Genomic DNA, 17,561 nt, shown 5'->3' with positions numbered 1-17,561 from the left:
CCGCTTTTTATAAAGAAAGCAGATGTCAAACGACGCGGAGGTAAAAGGCATTATGGAGGTCAGCAGTGAGTATGCAGTGCAGATGCACGGTATTACCAAAACTTTTGGCACTTTCTGCGCGCTGAACGGAGTGAACCTTGATGTCAAAAAAGGAACGATTCACTCTTTGCTCGGTGAAAACGGTGCGGGAAAAAGCACCCTGATGAATGTGCTGTACGGGCTTTATCAGGCGGACGCAGGGGAAATTTACCTGAACGGTGAAAAGGTGGATATAACCAATCCCAACGTCGCCATTGCCCACGGCATCGGCATGGTGCACCAGCACTTCATGCTGGTGGAAAACTTTACGGTGACGCAGAACATGATTCTGGGTCATGAAACAACCAGCCGCGCCGGCGTGCTAAATATGAAAAAAGCGCGCGAAAACGTGGAGCAGCTGGTTCAGAAGTACGGACTGGAAGTAGACCCCGACGCCAAGGTAGAGGATATTTCCGTCGGAATGCAGCAGCGTGTGGAAATTTTAAAGGCGCTTTACCGCGGCGCCGACCTGCTGATTTTGGACGAACCGACGGCAGTGCTTACGCCGCAGGAAATCGAGGATTTAATCGGCATCATGCACAACCTGGTTGCGGACGGCAAAACCATTATCATTATTACCCATAAGCTAAAGGAGATTAAAGCAAGCTCCGACACTTGCACCATCATCCGCCGCGGCAGGTATATTGATACGGTCAGTGTTGCAGACGTCAATGAGGAAGAACTGGCGGAAAAAATGGTCGGGCACGCGGTGAAGCTGGTTGTGGAGAAAACACCGGCGCAGCCCGGCGAAACCGTGTTTGCGGTTGACCATCTAAACGTGAAGGATGATCGCGGGCTGCCTGCTGTGCAGGATCTTTCGCTGCAGGTGCACGCCGGCGAAATTGTCGGGCTTGCCGGGATTGACGGCAACGGCCAGAAGGAACTGGTCGAGGCAATCACCAACCTGGCTCGAACGGAAAGCGGCACCATTAAGATGAAAGGCGAGGAGATTCAGAACACATCGCCCCACAATGTGATTGAACACAAGATTGCAACCATTCATGAGGACCGTCAACGCCGCGGGTTGGTCATGGACTTTACCGTAGCGGAAAATGCGATTCTGGAAACCTACCGCACCGGTCGGTTCAGTAAAAAAGGTCTGCTGAACCGCGAAGCAATTCTGGACTTTACAAACAGCCTGATTCAGGACTACGATGTCCGGCCGGAAGATTGTGCCGAGCAGCCGGCCCGCGGTCTTTCCGGCGGCAACCAGCAGAAGGTGATTATCGGGCGGGAAGTGGCAAATGAGCCGGATCTGCTGATTGCTGTGCAGCCGACTCGCGGGCTGGATGTTGGTGCCATTGAGTATGTACATCAAACACTGATTCGCGAACGAGACCGCGGCCGCGCCATTTTGCTGATTTCCCTGGAGCTGGACGAAATCATGAGTGTTTCGGACACCATCGCTGTGCTGTACAAAGGGCAGATCGCGGGCAGTTTCCGGCAGGGCGAGGTAGACGAAAAGACCATCGGTCTGCTCATGGCAGGAGGAAAACAGAATGGAAAAGACAGTTAAGATTCTGAAGAAGCCGATTACTTCGACGATTATCGCCATCGTCTGCGGCTTCGCGGTGGCGGCCGTCATTCTGGCTGTTGCGGGCTACAATCCGGGCGCGGCATTTGGCTCGCTGTTTGAGGGCATCTTTGGCAGGCCGAAGTACGTTTCCAATGTCATCATCAAAGCAACGCCGATTATCCTCACCGCGCTGAGCGTGGCGTTCGCTTACAAAGTCGGTTTGTTTAATATTGGTTCCGAGGGGCAGTATATTGTCGGTGCAGCCGCGGCAAACATTGTTGGCTATCTGTGCAATTTTCCGGCGGTGGTGCAGATTCCGCTGGTGGTGCTGGCCGGTGTTGCTGCCGGTGCTGCCTGGGGTGGCATCGTGGGGTTTCTCAAAGCAAAGTTCGGCATTCATGAGGTACTTACAAGCATTATGCTCAACTGGATTGCGTTTTACCTTTCCAATCTGGTCGTAAATTCCAACGCCTTTCATCAGCCGAACTCCACAGCCGCCTATCCGGTCAACCCCAGCAGCTACACGATGCTGCTGCCCAACTGGAAGGTCAGCGACGCCGGTTTGGCGGTGCTGGGCAAAAACAAATGGCTCAAGGAAATTCTGCTGAAAACCGATGTCAACTTCGGCTTTCTGGTTGCGGTTGCGGCGGCAATTCTGGTTTCTATGCTGCTGTACCGTTCCACCAAGGGTTACGAACTGCGTGCGGTCGGTCTGAACCGCGATGCGGCGGAGTTTGCGGGCATTCCGGTGGCGAAAAACGTCGTACTCACCATGCTGATTGCCGGCGCGCTTTCGGGTTTGGCAGCGGCACTGGTGATTACGGGCACCAATCCGCACCGGATTTCCACCCTTTCCGCTTTTGAAAACAACGGCTTCAACGGCCTGTCTGTAGCATTTATTGCGGGAGGCTCTCCGATTGGATGTATTTTTGCCGGTCTGCTGTTCGGCGGTCTTCTGTACGGCGGGCAGTCCATTCAGGCAAATATCGGCGCGCCCAGTGAAATCATCAACATCATGACCGGCACCATCGTGTTCTTTGTTGCGCTGACAAAGGTGGTTCCCGCGCTGGCGGTCCGGCTGGAAAAGAGGGGGATGCGCAATGCTGATCAATGATATATCTCTGCTGATAGGCAACACGTTCATGTACTCTGCACCATTGATTTTTGGTGCGCTGGGCGGCGTGATTTCCGAACGCTCCGGCGTTGTGAACCTCGGCATCGAGGGCATGATGACGGTTGGCGCGTTTGTGGGTACCGCAGTCGGCTACTTCAGCGGCAACCCATGGGTTGGCTTTCTGGCAGCCGGTCTGGCGGGCGGCGTGTTTGCCCTGCTGCACGCGGTGGCGTCCATTACCTTTAAAGCAGACCAGACCATCTCCGGCATTGCATTGAACCTTATTGGGCCGGGGCTGACTTTGTTCCTGTGTCGGATGTTCTTTAACGGCGCCACCATGTCGCAGCCGGTGCCAAACAAGCTGCCAAAGATTCTGGGCGGCGCGCAGAGCAATACGGTTGCGCAGAATTTGAACTTTGACAGCACCGTCATTCTGGCGTTTCTGACCATGCTGGTGATGTGGTTTGTGCTGTACCGCACCAAGTGGGGGCTGCGCATTCGCTCCGTGGGCGAACATCCCGCGGCAGCGGACACCCTGGGTATCAGCGTTACGCGCACGCGGTATATCTGCGTGCTGCTTTCCGGCGTGTTGGCAGGCTTTGGCGGCGCGGCCATGACGCTTGCCGTGATTCAGCAGTTCACACCGACTGCCATCAGCGGTCAGGGCTTTATTGCGCTGGCGGCGGTGATTTTTGGCAAGTGGACGCCGCAGGGCGCGTATGGCGCGTGCCTGCTGTTCGGTTTTGCACAGGCACTGTCTGTTTTTATGGGCTTGGTCAAAGTACCGATTCGCTCGGAAGTGCTGGCAATGCTGCCGTATATCCTGACGATTGTGGTGCTGATTCTATTTGTTGGGCGTTCCGTTGCACCGAAGGCAGACGGCCTGCCCTACGAAAAGGGAACACGCTGAAAAAAAGGAGTGGGGCGGCTGCGAAAGCCGTTCCGCTTTTTACTTGCACAGACAGGGGGATGTTTCATGGGCGAATTAGCACAGCTGCCGAATATTGGCGAAAAAGTCGAAGCGCAGCTGAATCAGGTTGGTATCACAACATATGATGAACTGAAAAGGCAGGGCGCGCAGCAAGCGTGGCTGCACATACAAGTGATTGACCCATCTGCCTGTATCCATCGGCTTTTGGCGCTGGAGGGCGCACTGCAGGGGATTCCTAAAAAACTGTTGCCTGCGGAACGCAAGGCAGAGCTAAAAGAATTTTATCAGTGTCATAAATTATAAGAAATTCTAACCGAAAAGGGGCTTTCTAAATGGAAAAACAAAAAATTCTCAGCATGGTCGACCACACGCTGCTGGCGCAGACCGCAACCTGGGCGGAAATTAAGCAGATTTGTGACGATGCGATGCACTATAAAACCGCCTCTGTCTGCATTCCGGCAAGCTATGTGAAGCAGGCGAAAGAATATGTTGGCGAACGTATGGCGGTTTGTACGGTCATCGGCTTTCCGAACGGCTACACCACCACGGCGGCGAAAGTTTTCGAAGCCAAAGATGCGCTGGCAAACGGCGCGGATGAAATCGATATGGTGATTAACCTCGGCTGGGTCAAAGACGGTCTGTACGACCGGGTGCTGGCGGAAATCCGCGCGCTGAGGGAAGCCTGCGGCAGCCACATCCTGAAAGTCATCATTGAAACCTGCCTGCTGACAGAGGAGGAGAAAATCCGGATGTGCGAAGTGGTGACGGAATCCGGCGCGGACTTTATCAAAACCTCCACCGGCTTTTCCACAGCGGGCGCGACCCTTGCGGATGTGGAGCTTTTCCGCAAACACATCGGTGCAAACGTGCGCATCAAAGCGGCGGGCGGCATTTCCTCGCTGGAAGATGCCGAAAAGTTCGTAGAGCTTGGCGCGAGCCGCTTGGGAACCAGCCGTATTGTGAAAATTGTGAAACAGGAAGAAGCACAGAACCGCTGAAAGCGGAACAAAGGGGGAGTTTGCAGTGCGGATGTATGACATCATCGCCAAAAAGCGGGACGGCGGCACTCTGACAGAGGAGGAAATCCAGTTCTTTGTCGGCGGCTACGTTGCAGGAGAAATTCCGGACTATCAAGCGAGTGCTCTGCTCATGGCAATTTTCTTAAAGGGAATGACCCCGCAGGAAACCGCGCAGCTGACGCTGTGCATGGCGAAGTCGGGCGATACTGTAGATTTGTCTGCAATCGAAGGCGTGAAGGTCGATAAGCACTCGACCGGCGGCGTAGGGGACAAAACCACACTGGTGGTGGCGCCGATTGTCGCTTCGCTTGGCGTTAAGGTTGCCAAAATGAGTGGCCGCGGGCTGGGTCACACCGGCGGCACCATTGACAAGATGGAGTCAATTCCCGGTCTGCGCACCGACTTGAACCGCGAACGCTTCTTTGAGATTGTGCGGCAGGTGGGCTGCTGTGTCGTGGGGCAGACGGGCAACTTGGTGCCTGCCGATAAAAAACTGTACGCGCTGCGGGATGTGACGGCAACGGTCAATTGCCTGCCGCTGATTGCTTCCAGCATCATGAGCAAAAAAATTGCAGCCGGTTCGGACTGTATCCTGCTGGATGTCAAAACCGGCAGCGGCGCGTTTATGAAAACAGTGGAGGATTCCATCCGTCTGGCGCAGGCGATGGTGGAAATCGGCGAGCACGTCGGCCGCCGTACCGTGGCGCTGATTACCGACATGGACCGCCCGCTCGGCAGAAAAATCGGCAATGCGCTGGAGGTGCAGGAGGTCTGCGATACCCTGCACGGCAAAGGCCCGCAGGACTTGACAGAAGTGTGTCTTGACCTTGCCGCCAATATGCTGCATCTGGCGGGAAAGGGCGAGCCGGATGTTTGTCGGGAACTGGCGCGTGCCCAGATTGCAAACGGGCAGGGCTTTGCAAAGTTTCGGGAGATGGCGGCGGCACAGGGCGGCAGCACAGCGGTTCTGGACAATCCGGTGCTGTTTGCGCAGGCGGACACTGTTTATGAAGTGCCGGCGCAGCAGGACGGCTGGATTACCGCGATGGATACCGAAAAGTGCGGCATTGCCTCTGTGGAACTCGGCGCGGGCCGCGAAAAGAAAGAGGACACAATCGACTACAGCGCGGGCATTGAGCTGCTGAAAAAGACCGGCGACCGCGTGCACAAAGGCGAACCGGTCGCGCGTTTTTTCGCTGCCAGCCGTAAAAAATGCGCGGCAGCCGAAGCCTGCTTTGCAGGCGCGGTGACCATTGGCCCGACAGCGCCCAAACCAGAGCAGCTCGTGTATGCGCGGGTGTCTGCTAAGGGCGTGGAACGGTACGAAGCGCGAAACTAAACGAAAATTTTCGGAATGCGGAAGCGGGGCGCCCTGCTTCCGCATTTTTGGGTGCGAAGCGTCATAAACTGACCGTATACGGCGGACAGCGCAAAAGAATGTGTTTGTCATGTGCAGGAAAGCATGGTATAATCAATTTAACCATCGCTCTGCCGCGGTACGGAAAGGCACTGTGCGGTCTGACAGGGTTCAGAGTGCCGGAATTTTCCACGGAAGAGCAGGGACTGTACCGCACGGTGCGGGCCGGGAAGTATATTGGACGAGAAGAAAAGAGAGTTTTATGGATTTTCAATCATTACAGATCATGCAGCCGATTCTTAAAAACCTGGAGCGGGCGGGGTACCAAACGCCGACGCCGATTCAGCAGCAGGCGATTCCGCAGGTGCTGCAGGGGCGCGACCTTTTTGGCTGCGCCCAAACCGGAACCGGCAAGACAGCGGCATTTGCAGTGCCGATTCTGCAGAAGCTGGAGGAAAACCGCGTCAGCGGTCGGCCCATCCGCGCACTGATTTTGACACCGACCCGCGAGCTTGCCATCCAGATTTTTGACAACTTTCGCGCGTACGGCAAAAGCCTGCACCAGAACTGCTGCGTGATTTTTGGCGGTGTCAGCCAAAACGGCCAGGTGCAAAACCTGCAGCGCGGGGTTGACATTCTGGTTGCCACGCCGGGTCGGCTCAATGACCTGATTGGGCAGGGCTATATTGACCTTTCCCATTTGGAAATTTTTGTACTGGATGAAGCCGACCGGATGCTTGACATGGGCTTCATTCACGATGTGAAGCGCGTGATTGCCCAGCTGCCGGCGCAGCGCCAGAACCTGATGTTCAGCGCAACGCTGCCCAAAGAAATCCGCGCACTGGTGGACAGCATCCTGCAGGACCCGGTCAAAATCAGCGTGACACCTCCGGCTACCACCGTGGAGGCGATTGACCAGAGTGTGTACTATGTGGACAAAGGCAATAAGTGTCGGCTACTCATTTGGCTGCTGAAAGACCCGCGCATTTCCTCCGCGCTGGTGTTCACTCGTACCAAGCACGGCGCGGACCGCGTGGTGCGCGACCTGAGCCGCGCGGGGATTGCTTCCGCGGCAATTCACGGTGACAAAACACAGAATGCCCGGCAGGCGGCGCTGACCAAGTTTAAAAGTCACCAGGTGCGTGTGCTGGTTGCAACAGACATTGCCGCGCGCGGCATTGATATTGACGAGCTTTCGCACGTGATCAATTATGACATCCCCGAAGTGCCGGAAACCTATGTGCACCGCATTGGGCGCACCGCGCGCGCAGGGCACAGCGGCACCGCGGTTTCGTTCTGCAGCATTAACGAAAAGGCGGACTTCCTCGGTATCCTCAAGCTGATAAAAAAGGAAGTGCCGGAGATCACGGAGCATCCGTATCCTATGCAGGAGTTGGTTCCCATGAGCAAAGAGGAACTGCGCCGGAAGCAGGCGGAACGCCAGCAGGCCGCGCGCGCTGCCAGGGAACGCCGCCGCCAGCAGGAGCAAAACCGCCGTCCGGAAAAGAAGCGGAACCCTGCGCCTGCTGCCAAAGCAGCCGGTGCGCAGCAGCGCCCGCCGAAAAAGCAACACACGGCGTCAAAGGTTCAGCAGCCCCCCCGCCCGCAGGAAACGGCACAGCCGCCGGTGAAGCAAAAGCCGAAAGCACCGCGCGTGAAAACCGGAAAGACCGGGAAGGCGCCGGTGCAGAAGCGCACTCAGCAGCACCGCGAGCCTCGGCCGGATTTGGAAAAATACCTGCCCAAGCCGCTGCGCAAGCGCCCGACGGATCAGCCGCTGAAACATCATCTGTAATCGCCTTTTTGTGAAGGAGGAGCCGATGGCACTGTCCAAACCCATGCGCTATGCAATTGCGGCGCTGACACGCAGAGCAGAGAAAGTGGATATTAAGCAGAAGTACAAGCTGGTGCGCAGCTTTACGCGGGCAGCGCACCCGCCCTTGCTCAAGACTTCTTACCTGCCATGGGACCACCGGATTTCCTGTGGGGACCACGAAGTGCCGGTGCGCATTTTCACGCCGGACGGTGCGCTGCGCCGCCCCGGCAGCCTGTTGCTGTTCTTTCACGGCGGCGGTTGGGTGACCGGCGATATCGACTCTTACAGCGACTCGTGTGTACTGATGACGCGCATGACCGGCTGTAAGGTGGTCAGCGTGGACTACCGGCTGGCGCCGGAGTACCGCTTCCCTGCGGGTCTGGAAGACTGCTACGCCGCCGCGCAGACTATTCTGCAAAATGCGGATGCGTTTGGCGCCTTTGCAGAGCAGGTGACGCTGATTGGCGACTCCGCAGGCGGCAATCTGGCGGCCGCGGTTTCTCTGTTGGCACGCGACCGCGGCGGTCTGGTGCCAAAGCGGCAAATCCTTTTGTACCCGAGCACTTACAATGACCACAACCCCGCGACTTCTCCGTTTGCCTCTGTATGTACCAACGGACAGGGCAATATGCTGACGGCACAGCGGGTGGAAGATTATATGGATTTGTACAAAAGCAGTGACGCGGATTTTCAGAACCCTTACTTTGCACCGCTGCTTGCGGAAGATTTGTCCCGACAGCCCGAAACGTTGGTGCTGACCGCAGAACTGGACCCGCTGCGGGACGAAGGGGAAGCGTACGGCAAAAAAATCGGCGGGGCCGGTGTTCGCGCGGCGGTATACCGGATTCCAGACTGTCTGCACGGGTTCCTTTCGCTGCCGGGGCTTCCCCTGCCGGTGCGGCAGGCGTACCAGCACATCAATGCCTTTCTGGAGCAGAAACCATGTGCGGAGTTCCATCCGGAAAAGGCTTGACAGATACAAAAGCAAAACGGGAGTTTTTGCAAAAACGGTTTGCGGTGTTCTCCCGCTTGAAGAAGGTGAATTCCTTTGGGGCATCCAAAATTTCAGTGGACAGGGCTTGACACAGCCGCAAAAATTTTTCCCTGTACCAGCGGGCGGCGCGACACCAAGGTCTTCCGCATGGTCTGCGAACTGAAAGAACCGGTGCAGCCGCAGAAACTGCAGGAGGCACTGGATCAGACCATGGACTTTTTTCCGGGATTCCAGACGTTTTTGAAGCGCGGTCTGTTCTGGTACTATCTGGAGCATACGGATTTGCAGCCGGTGGTGCGGCAGGAATACCGCGCGCCCTGTGCGCAGATGTATGACCGGGAAGTTCCGTCACTTCTGTTTGAGGTAACCTACTTTCAGCGGTGCATCAATCTGGAGGTATTCCATGCCATTTCAGACGGCACCGGCGCCATGCATTTTCTGCGGGTGCTGGTGTTTCGCTATCTGAAGCTGATACACGCAGCGGAACTGGCGCATCTGCCAGAGTTGGACTACGACGCCAGCGAATCGCAGAGCATGGACGACAGCTTTGAACATTATGCCAACCGCCAGAAGCACCCCAAAATATCGAAGGTCAAAACCGCGTTCCGTCTGCGTGGCACAAAAACGCCGAATAATCGCCTGAGCGTGACCATTGGCACGGTGCCGGCAGGGGCGCTGCTGCAGGTCAGCCGTCAGTATGGCACCAGCCTGACCATTTTGCTCTGCGCGTTAGTGATGCAGGCTGTACATGAGGAAATGGCGGTGCGCGACGAGCGAAAGCCGGTTGTGCTGGCGGTGCCGATTAACCTGCGCAACCATTTTAATTCTGCCTCTGCCCGCAACTTTTTCGGGGTTATGGATGTCAGCTACGACTTTTCCCAGGGCAGCGGAACGCTGGAGGACCTCATTGCGAAGCTGAGCGAGCGGTTTCACGCGGGGCTTTCGCCTGCGGAGCTGCAATTTCGCGTCAACCAGTACATTGCGCTGATTGAAAACCCGTTTGCGCGGGTGACGCCGTTGTTTTTTAAAGATTTGGGTATGCGTCTGGGCAACCATCTGGTCAGCAAGCGGGAAACCAGCGCGGTTTCCAATGTGGGAATTGTGCGGATGCCGGAAGAACTGCAGGCTTACATTGAAAAGCTGGAAGTGTTTGTCAGCACAGAAAAGGTGCAGCTTTGCGCTTTGACCTATGCGGAAAAAATGACGCTCAGCTTTTCTTCCGCGTTTTTAAACGCGGACCTGCAGCGGCATTTTTTCCGTTCCCTTACGGCGCTGCATATTCCGGTAGAGATTGATACCAATGATTTAGAAGGATAGAGAACCCTTTGGGAGCATACTTATGAAATACTGTGAGAAATGCAGAGTAAGCGTGCGCGGCGCGCGGGAGCGCTGCCCCCTGTGCAACGCGGTTTTGGAGGGAGAGGCGGAGCCGGGCGGCTTTCCGGTTTTGCCGGACAGCTGCCGGAAGCGGCGTATCTGGACCTCCATTTTGGCGCTTGTCAGTGTGGCCGCCTGTGTGGTGTGTATGCTGCTGAACTTTATGTTTCGGGAAAATGGCCTGTGGAGCCTGTTCGTTTTGGGCGGGGTGGCGTGTCTGTGGATTATGCTGGGCGTTGCCCTTCGCAAGCAGCGCAATATTCCCAAAACACTGATTTGGGAAGTGTTTGTGGGTAGTGTGCTTTGTGTCTGCTGGGACGCGGGCACCGGTCGGCAGGGTTGGAGCATTAATTTTGTGATTCCCATCATCTGTATGTGCGCCATGGTGACGCTGGTGGTCACGTTCCGGCTGTTTCATGTTTCTGCCGGAAGCTTGATTGTGTATTTACTGGTGGATTTTCTTTTGGGGGTTTTGCAGCTGGTGCTGCTTTTGTCCGGATGGATCACGGTGCCGCTGCCCAGCCTGCTGTGCGTGGGCATGAGCCTCATCATGCTGGCGGCCATGCTGATTTTTCGCGGCAGACAGGTGCAGGAAGAATTAAGGCGGCGGCTCCATTTATGAGCGTGCACAAGGGGTTATGTGGAAATGGACTACAAGGAACTGGTGTCTGTGGGAACAGAAATCGGCAGGCTGCTGGTACAGTACGGGGCTGAAATTTACCGTGCGGAAGAATCCATGAAGCGCATTTTTGTTGCTTACGGTGCGCCGGACAGCCATATTTTTGCGCTGACCACCTGCATTAACGTGACGGTATGCCAGCCGGACGGTATGCCGATTTCGCGCATTTGTCGGGTGGAAGACCGGTGCATTGACCTTGGAAAAATTGACCGGCTCAACGACCTTTGCCGCCGCGCCTGCAGCAGGCGCCCCGCGCTTTTGCGTCTGCGGTGGGAGGTTGAGCAGATTGAACAGGATAAGGGAAATTCCAAAGCACTGCGAGCCTTGGGCTTTGCGGGAGTTGCCTTTGCCTTTACCCTCTTTTACGGCGGCAACGCGGCGGATGCCTGTGTGGGGGCGGTGACCGGTCTGCTGGTGTATTGGCTGCAGAACTTTTTCTTAAAGTACCGTGCCAATTCGTTTTTTGCCACACTGCTTGAAAGCGTTGTGATTGGTCTGGTTTGTCTGGGTGCGGCGCACTTTGACCCATACCTGAATGTGGACCGCATGATTATCGGCAGCGTGATGAACCTGGTACCGGGCATTGCTATTACCAGCTTTATGCGGGACATTCTTTCGGCAGACTATCTTTCCGGTTTGCTGCGTTTTGTGGAAAGTTTGCTGGTGGCCACGGCCATTGCACTGGGTGTCGGTACCATCATGGTGCTTTCCAGACTTTTGTGGGGGGTGTGACGCGTGCAGATGCTGCTGCCCTGTTTTTACAGCTTTGTCGCCTGCGTAGCGTACTGCCTGTGTGTCAATCTGCGCGGCAGACAGATGATCTGGTATTCCCTTGGTGGAGCCATCGGCTGGGGGATTTATCTGCTGTTTGGGTTCGTTCATCAGGATATTTTTCAGTTCTTTATGAGCGCGCTGGCATCTTCTGCTTATTCGGAAGTAATGGCGCGCGTCAACAAAAGTCCGGTCACCGGCTTTCTGCTGGTTTCCATGCTGCCAATGGTGCCGGGCGGCGGGATTTACCACACGATGGAGTACGCGGTTTCCGGCAATAATAGTATGTTTTTGAGCACAGGCCTGCACACGTTTGGCATTGCGGGGGCGCTTGCCATGGGGGTGCTGCTGGTGTCCTCAGTGGTGCGGCTTTCCGCGACGATTCACCGTCAGAAGCAGGCACAGCGGAATCTGCGGAAATAAGGAACAATAAAAGAGCAGACGGAAAGGAGGATTCCTTCCATCTGCTCTTTTTCTGTTCGCAGGCTTTTTACCGCGTTTTTTTACCCTCGGCAATGCGCTGCTCGATTGCTTTGTTAATCAGTTTCAGCGTTTTGACGCGGGCGTACTTTTTGTCGTTGCCCGCGATGATGTGCCACGGCGCAAAGTCGGTGGAGGTGTACTGCAGCATATCGTTGACCGCCGTTTCGTACTGCGGCCATTTTTCACGGTTGCGCCAGTCCTCCTCTGTGATTTTCCACTGCTTGGAGGGGGTGTTCTGCCGGTCTTCAAAGCGCCGGAGCTGCTCGTCCTGGTCAATGTGAATCCAGAACTTAAGGATGACGGCGCCCCAGTCGTACAGCTGGCGTTCAAACTCGTTGATTTCCCGATAAGCCCGCTGCCAGTCCTGCGCGGAGCAGAAGCCCTCGATGCGCTCTACCATGACGCGCCCGTACCAGGTGCGGTCAAAGATAGCGATATGGCCGTCTTTGGGCAGGTGCTGCCAGAAGCGCCACAGGTAGTGTCTGCCATGTTCCTCTTCGTTGGGGGAAGCAATCGGAACCACTTCGTAGCCGCGCGGGTCCAGCGCTTGCGCCACGCGCTTGATGTTGCCGCCTTTTCCGGCGGCATCCCAGCCTTCGTAAGCGATGATGACCGGAATCTTTTTGCGGTAAATGGTATTGTGCAGCTCCGCCAGCCGTTCCTGTTCCTTTTTCAGCTGCTTTTTATAGGAATCTTGACGCAGAGATTTGGAAAGGTCCACTTCGGCGAGCTTTGGCATTTTGAGAAAATGGTACTGCCCCGGCTGAATGACACCGGAAGCCGGGCGCGGCGCCGCTGCCTGCTCCTGCCGCAGCGCCAGTGCAGTCTGCACGGATTCTTTGACGATACGGAACACTTCCAGTGTGCGCACTTCGTCGTTCATGCCGGAAATGACGTGCCACGGCGCGCAGGATGTGTTGGTGTACTCCAGCATTTGGTCGAACGCATCGCAGTATTTGTCATACTGCCGGCAGCGGCGCCAGTCTGCCGGTGTGACGCGCCACTCGGTGTTTTTGTCACTGTCGAGTTTTTCCAGGCGGGCTTTCTGCTCTTTCTGCGAGATGTGCAGGAAAAACTTGATGATCAGGTAACCGTTGTCTGTCAGAGCGCGCTCAAAGTTGTTGATTTCATTCATGTGGCGCAGATTGGTCAGGTCGTCCACTTCGTCTTCCAGACGCAGGATGCTGACTTCCTGGTACCAGGAGCGGTCCATGATGGACATCTGCCCTGCTTTGGGGATGGTGAGCCAGTGGCGCCACATGGCCGGTTCACGGCGCTCCAGCTCGGTTGGGGGCTGGGTATTGACCACAGTGAACCAACGGGGGTCAAAGTTTAAAATCAAGCGTGAAATTACGCGCCCCTTGCCCGCGCCGCCCCAGCCTTCAAACAGGATGATGACGGGCAGCCCGGCGGCTTTTAGCGGAGCGTCCAGTGCGGTCAGCGCCTCCTGCAGGGGCTTGAGCTGTTCCTTATATTCTTTTTTGGAAACGGTTTTTTTCAGGTTTGCTTTTTCCAGCATAACGGGAACCTCCTGTTTCATCTTCTGCCTGCAGCGCCGGACGATGGATTCGTCCGTGCCGGCATCTAGTTACATTCTTTTAAAAGTTGTAATAAGTATACACGAATTTTGTGTGAACTGCAATTATTTTTAGAAATAACAACGAACTTTTTTCCGCCTTCCGCGGCACGGTTTGTGTTTTGCTTTTGCATGAAAATGTGGTATAATGACGTGTAACTGAATACAGAGAGAACTGTACAGAACAAAGGGGGCGCTGCCGTGATTGTTTTGGGTATCGACCCCGGCTACGCAATCGTGGGCTGGGGTGTGCTGCGCGCAGAGGCCGGGCGGTACATCCCATTGGCCTCCGGCGCGGTGCTGACCCCGGCGGGGATGCCTTTCGGTCAGCGGCTGCAGCAGATTTATGAGGAACTGACAGCGGTGCTGCAGAAGTGGCAGCCACAGGCGGCCGCGATTGAAAAGCTGTACTTCCAGAACAACAAGACAACCGGCATTGGTGTGGCGGAGGCGCGCGGCGTGATTCTGCTTGCCTGCCAGCAGGCGGGCTGTGCGGTGTATGAATATACGCCCATGCAGGTGAAGCAGGCGGTCACCGGCTATGGCCGGGCGAAAAAGCCGCAGGTCATGGAGATGACGCGGCGGCTGCTGCACTTAAAAGAAGTGCCGAAGCCGGATGATACCGCCGATGCGCTCGCCATGGCCATTACGCACGGGCAGGCAAGCATCAGTGCCATGCGCCGCCGCACGCTGGAGGCTTTCCGCCAGTAAGAGGAGTGCAAAATGTTTTACAGTATTAAAGGAACACTGACCCATGTCGAGCCGAACATCGCGGTGGTCGAGTGTGGCGGTGTCGGCTTTTTGTGCCGCACAACCATGCATACGCAGAAAGTCCTGCCGCCGCTGGGGCAGGAGACGAAACTTTTCACGCACCTGAATGTGCGTGAAGATGCTCTGGAACTTTTCGGCTTTGCAACCCAGGCGGAGCTGAACTGCTTTAAGCTTTTAACCAATATCAGCGGCGTCGGTCCGAAAGTCGGCCTGGCGATTCTTTCCACGCTGACGCCGGAGCAGGTGGCTGCCGCCGCCGCAACCGGCAACAGCAAGGCGTTTACCAGTGCAAACGGGGTCGGCCCAAAGCTGGGGCAGCGCATTGTACTGGAATTAAAAGACAAGGTGAAGTCCATGCAGGCGGCGGATGCCGGTTTATCGTCGCTGCCCGCAGGGGTGCCGTCTGCCGCCGGCAATGCGGAGGCTGCGGTCAGTGCGCTGACGGTGCTGGGTTACTCCAACAGCGAAGCTGCCAGCGCGGTGGCGCGGCTGGACAGCAGCCTGCCGGTGGAGGAACTGATTCGGCTGGCGCTGCGGGGCTTTGCTTCCGGTCAGTAAAGCAGCAGAAGGGAAGGAGGCTGGCGCATGGAGTATACCGAAGAAGACTTTGACTTGGAAAACCGGATGGTGGCGCCCGAATACACGCCAAATGACGAGGAAACCGAAAATCCTCTGCGCCCGAAGCGGCTGGATGAGTATATCGGGCAGGAAAAGGTAAAGGAAAATCTGGCGGTTTTCATTGAAGCGGCAAAGCAGCGCAAGGAAACGCTGGATCATGTGCTGCTGTACGGCCCGCCGGGACTGGGCAAAACCACGCTTGCGGGCATTATTGCAAACGAACTCGGCGTCAACCTGCGCATCACCTCCGGCCCGGCGATTGAGCGCCCGGGCGATTTGGCAGCGCTGCTGACTAACCTCAATGCGGGCGATGTGCTGTTTATTGATGAAGTGCACCGCCTGCCGCGCACAGTCGAGGAAATCCTGTATCCGGCCATGGAGGACTACTCCATTGATATTATCACCGGAAAGGGGCAGATGGCGGCAAGCTACCATCTGCCGCTGCCGAAATTTACGCTGGTGGGCGCGACCACCCGTGCGGGGCAGCTTTCCGCGCCGCTGCGCGACCGCTTCGGCGTGGTGCTGCGGCTGGAGATGTACTCCCCGGAGGAACTGGCGCAGATTGTGACGCGCTCGGCGCAGATACTCGGGATTGAGATTGAGGCGGACGGCGCCTTGGAAATCGCCTCCCGCAGCCGCGGAACGCCGCGTATTGCTAACCGGATGCTCAAACGTGTGCGCGACTTCGCACAGGTGACCAGTGACGGCGTTATTGACTACAACGCGGCGAAACTGGGACTTGACCGCATGGAAGTGGACGAATTGGGTCTGGATGCTAACGACCGTCGGATGCTGACCACGATGATTCAATATTACAACGGCGGGCCGGTCGGCCTGGATACCCTTGCCGCAGCCATTGGCGAAGAAGCGGTGACGCTGGAGGATGTGTATGAGCCGTACCTGATGCAGATCGGCTTTTTGGCACGCACGCCGCGCGGGCGGGTTGCAACCAAAGCAGCGTACCTGCACCTCGGTCTGCAGCCGCCGGCAGAGGAAGCGCCGGGGCAGCAGCGGCTTTTTTAGATTCCTTTTACAGAAAGACAGCGAAAAGATAAATTTTGATAAACAGGAGAGTTAACGGTATGGGAAGACTTTTTGGTACAGACGGTGTGCGCGGCATTGCCAACAGCGAGCTGACCTGTGAGATGGCGCTGAAAATCGGCCGCGCGGCGGCTTTTGTTCTGACAGATTCCGGCAACCGCCACCCGAAAATCCTCATTGGAAAGGACACCCGCATTTCTTCGGATATGCTGGAGGCTTCCATCACAGCGGGTCTGTGCAGCGTCGGCGCGGATGTGGTGCAGCTGGGCGTGATTCCGACGCCGGCGGTTGCGTTTTTAGTCGGCAAGTACAAGGCGGACGCGGGCGTTATGCTGACCGCGAGCCACAACCCCTGTGAGTTTAATGGCATTAAAATTTTCTCCGGCGACGGCTACAAACTGCCGGATGCATTGGAAGATGAGATTGAAAGAATTGTTTTGGAAGGCAGCGAAACGCTGCCGATGCCAGTTGGCGGCGATATCGGCACCGTGACCGTGGCGCCCAATGCGGTACGCGATTACATTGACCATATTAAAAGTACGGTGCCCTTTTCTCTGGACGGTATGCGCATCGGCGTCGACTGCGCAAACGGTGCAGCCTCCAGCACAGCAGAGCAGCTTTTTACCGAACTCGGCGCCACGTGCTGCATGATTTCCAACCATCCCAACGGTGTCAATGTCAACAACAACTGCGGTTCCACACACATGGAAAACCTGATGGCATTCGTGCGGGAAAACGGTCTGGACGCGGGCGTTGCGTTTGACGGCGACGCGGACCGCTGCCTTGCGGTGGATGATAAAGGGGCGCTGGTTGACGGCGATTTTGTCATGGCTATCTGTGCGGCGGATATGAAATCCCGCGGCAAGCTGGCGAAGGACACGGCGGTCGGCACCATCATGACAAACATGGGCTTTTCCCGTTTCTGCGAAGCGAACGGTTTGCACTTTGAGGCCACCAAGGTCGGTGACCGCTATGTACTGGAAAAAATGCAGCAGGAGGGATACAACTTCGGCGGCGAGCAGAGCGGCCATGTGATTTTCCTCGACTTTGCAACCACCGGCGACGGCCAGCTGACCGCCGCGCAGCTGCTGTCGATTCTGAAGCGCCGGCAGGCGAAGCTGAGTTCGCTTGCCACGCTGATGACGCGTTTCCCGCAGGTGCTCATCAATGTGGAAGTCGCGGCGGACGGCAAGCAGCGTTTTGCAGCAGATGAAGCGGTGCAGCAGGCTGTGGAAGCGGCAAAGCAGAAGCTTGGCCGTGACGGCCGCATCATCGTGCGCCCTTCCGGTACCGAGCCGCTTCTGCGCGTGATGGTGGAAGGACTGGATCAAACCCTGATTCATACCTTAGCGGAGTCGGTCGCGCAGGTGCTGCGGGAGCGGTTGGCGTAAAGCGGAAGAATTTTTTACCGCCCGTTGCG

The 17,561-nt window shown here is 56.4% G+C and carries 17 protein-coding genes; 16 read left to right on the top strand and 1 reads right to left on the bottom strand.

Going from position 1 to position 17,561, the window contains the following annotated elements; all coding sequences use genetic code 11:
- Positions 1 to 52: 52 nt before the first annotated feature.
- The 12 genes from PXC00_RS10815 to PXC00_RS10760 all read left to right on the top strand — a co-directional run bounded on the left by PXC00_RS10815 (position 53) and on the right by PXC00_RS10760 (position 12,075).
- Positions 53 to 1,594 carry an ABC transporter ATP-binding protein gene (locus PXC00_RS10815; RefSeq protein ID WP_275845192.1) on the top strand — a complete coding sequence of 514 codons (1,542 nt, stop codon included), beginning with the start codon at positions 53 to 55 and terminating at the stop codon, positions 1,592 to 1,594.
- Entirely contained in the window at positions 1,578 to 2,708 is a 1,131-nt protein-coding gene (locus PXC00_RS10810) for an ABC transporter permease (RefSeq protein WP_275845116.1), read from the top strand. Before PXC00_RS10815 ends, PXC00_RS10810 begins: the two co-directional genes overlap by 17 nt.
- Entirely contained in the window at positions 2,698 to 3,618 is a 921-nt protein-coding gene (locus tag PXC00_RS10805; RefSeq protein WP_275845191.1) for an ABC transporter permease, read from the top strand. Before PXC00_RS10810 ends, PXC00_RS10805 begins: the two co-directional genes overlap by 11 nt.
- 66 nt (positions 3,619 to 3,684) lie before the next feature.
- Complete coding sequence (locus PXC00_RS10800; RefSeq protein ID WP_275845115.1) at positions 3,685 to 3,942, top strand: TfoX/Sxy family protein; 258 nt, start codon at positions 3,685 to 3,687, stop codon at positions 3,940 to 3,942.
- A gap of 29 nt (positions 3,943 to 3,971) precedes the next feature.
- Entirely contained in the window at positions 3,972 to 4,637 is a 666-nt protein-coding gene (gene deoC / locus PXC00_RS10795) for a deoxyribose-phosphate aldolase (protein ID WP_275845114.1), read from the top strand.
- Between the two features lie 25 nt (positions 4,638 to 4,662).
- A complete protein-coding gene (locus tag PXC00_RS10790) occupies positions 4,663 to 5,997 on the top strand; it encodes a pyrimidine-nucleoside phosphorylase (protein WP_275845113.1) in 1,335 nt (444 codons plus the stop codon).
- Between the two features lie 280 nt (positions 5,998 to 6,277).
- Positions 6,278 to 7,810, top strand: coding sequence for a DEAD/DEAH box helicase (locus PXC00_RS10785; RefSeq protein WP_275845112.1), 1,533 nt, complete (start codon positions 6,278 to 6,280; stop codon positions 7,808 to 7,810).
- A gap of 25 nt (positions 7,811 to 7,835) precedes the next feature.
- Complete coding sequence (locus tag PXC00_RS10780) at positions 7,836 to 8,804, top strand: alpha/beta hydrolase (RefSeq protein WP_275845111.1); 969 nt, start codon at positions 7,836 to 7,838, stop codon at positions 8,802 to 8,804.
- A 75-nt stretch (positions 8,805 to 8,879) separates the two neighbouring features.
- On the top strand, positions 8,880 to 10,142 hold the full coding sequence (locus PXC00_RS10775) for a hypothetical protein (protein WP_275845110.1): 1,263 nt from the start codon (positions 8,880 to 8,882) through the stop codon (positions 10,140 to 10,142).
- A gap of 22 nt (positions 10,143 to 10,164) precedes the next feature.
- The gene (locus PXC00_RS10770) at positions 10,165 to 10,824 is read left to right on the top strand and encodes a DUF6320 domain-containing protein (RefSeq protein ID WP_275845109.1); all 660 of its coding nucleotides are present in this window, start codon (positions 10,165 to 10,167) and stop codon (positions 10,822 to 10,824) included.
- Between the two features lie 24 nt (positions 10,825 to 10,848).
- Positions 10,849 to 11,613 (top strand): threonine/serine exporter family protein, encoded by a 765-nt coding sequence (locus PXC00_RS10765; RefSeq protein ID WP_316934955.1) that lies wholly within the window; start codon positions 10,849 to 10,851, stop codon positions 11,611 to 11,613.
- Positions 11,614 to 11,622: 9 nt separating this feature from the next.
- Entirely contained in the window at positions 11,623 to 12,075 is a 453-nt protein-coding gene (locus PXC00_RS10760; RefSeq protein ID WP_275845190.1) for a threonine/serine exporter family protein, read from the top strand.
- 67 nt (positions 12,076 to 12,142) lie between these two features.
- Here the strand turns inward: PXC00_RS10760 and pap are convergent, their stop codons facing one another.
- A complete protein-coding gene (gene pap, locus PXC00_RS10755; RefSeq protein ID WP_316934954.1) occupies positions 12,143 to 13,654 on the bottom strand; it encodes a polyphosphate:AMP phosphotransferase in 1,512 nt (503 codons plus the stop codon).
- 258 nt (positions 13,655 to 13,912) lie between these two features.
- Between pap and ruvC the strand changes: the two genes are divergently transcribed.
- The 4 genes from ruvC to glmM are packed head-to-tail and all read left to right on the top strand — an operon-like array spanning position 13,913 to position 17,532.
- Positions 13,913 to 14,422 (top strand): crossover junction endodeoxyribonuclease RuvC, encoded by a 510-nt coding sequence (gene ruvC / locus PXC00_RS10750; protein WP_275845106.1) that lies wholly within the window; start codon positions 13,913 to 13,915, stop codon positions 14,420 to 14,422.
- A gap of 12 nt (positions 14,423 to 14,434) precedes the next feature.
- Positions 14,435 to 15,040 carry a Holliday junction branch migration protein RuvA gene (gene ruvA / locus PXC00_RS10745; RefSeq protein WP_275845105.1) on the top strand — a complete coding sequence of 202 codons (606 nt, stop codon included), beginning with the start codon at positions 14,435 to 14,437 and terminating at the stop codon, positions 15,038 to 15,040.
- A 27-nt stretch (positions 15,041 to 15,067) separates the two neighbouring features.
- Positions 15,068 to 16,123 (top strand): Holliday junction branch migration DNA helicase RuvB, encoded by a 1,056-nt coding sequence (gene ruvB, locus PXC00_RS10740; protein ID WP_275845104.1) that lies wholly within the window; start codon positions 15,068 to 15,070, stop codon positions 16,121 to 16,123.
- Positions 16,124 to 16,182: 59 nt separating this feature from the next.
- Positions 16,183 to 17,532, top strand: coding sequence for a phosphoglucosamine mutase (gene glmM, locus PXC00_RS10735; RefSeq protein WP_275845103.1), 1,350 nt, complete (start codon positions 16,183 to 16,185; stop codon positions 17,530 to 17,532).
- The last annotated feature ends 29 nt before the right edge of the window (positions 17,533 to 17,561 follow it).

It is taken from the genome of Caproicibacterium argilliputei (assembly GCF_029211325.2).
In the GTDB taxonomy this organism is placed as follows: domain Bacteria; phylum Bacillota; class Clostridia; order Oscillospirales; family Acutalibacteraceae; genus Caproicibacterium; species Caproicibacterium argilliputei.
Note: the sequence above shows the minus strand (reverse complement) of the source record. Positions and strands in the feature narration are given on the sequence as shown.

Bases quoted from the DNA above. Each gene is read 5' to 3' on its own strand.
- PXC00_RS10815 (WP_275845192.1), top strand. From the start codon at position 53: ATGGAGGTCAGCAGTGAGTATGCAGTGCAGATGCACGGTATTACCAAA.
- PXC00_RS10810 (WP_275845116.1), top strand. From the start codon at position 1,578: ATGGAAAAGACAGTTAAGATTCTGAAGAAGCCGATTACTTCGACGATT.
- PXC00_RS10800 (WP_275845115.1), top strand. From the start codon at position 3,685: ATGGGCGAATTAGCACAGCTGCCGAATATTGGCGAAAAAGTCGAAGCG.
- deoC (WP_275845114.1), top strand. From the start codon at position 3,972: ATGGAAAAACAAAAAATTCTCAGCATGGTCGACCACACGCTGCTGGCG.
- PXC00_RS10785 (WP_275845112.1), top strand. From the start codon at position 6,278: ATGGATTTTCAATCATTACAGATCATGCAGCCGATTCTTAAAAACCTG.
- PXC00_RS10780 (WP_275845111.1), top strand. From the start codon at position 7,836: ATGGCACTGTCCAAACCCATGCGCTATGCAATTGCGGCGCTGACACGC.
- PXC00_RS10770 (WP_275845109.1), top strand. From the start codon at position 10,165: ATGAAATACTGTGAGAAATGCAGAGTAAGCGTGCGCGGCGCGCGGGAG.
- PXC00_RS10765 (WP_316934955.1), top strand. From the start codon at position 10,849: ATGGACTACAAGGAACTGGTGTCTGTGGGAACAGAAATCGGCAGGCTG.
- PXC00_RS10760 (WP_275845190.1), top strand. From the start codon at position 11,623: ATGCTGCTGCCCTGTTTTTACAGCTTTGTCGCCTGCGTAGCGTACTGC.
- pap (WP_316934954.1), bottom strand. From the start codon at position 13,654: ATGCTGGAAAAAGCAAACCTGAAAAAAACCGTTTCCAAAAAAGAATAT.
- ruvA (WP_275845105.1), top strand. From the start codon at position 14,435: ATGTTTTACAGTATTAAAGGAACACTGACCCATGTCGAGCCGAACATC.
- ruvB (WP_275845104.1), top strand. From the start codon at position 15,068: ATGGAGTATACCGAAGAAGACTTTGACTTGGAAAACCGGATGGTGGCG.
- glmM (WP_275845103.1), top strand. From the start codon at position 16,183: ATGGGAAGACTTTTTGGTACAGACGGTGTGCGCGGCATTGCCAACAGC.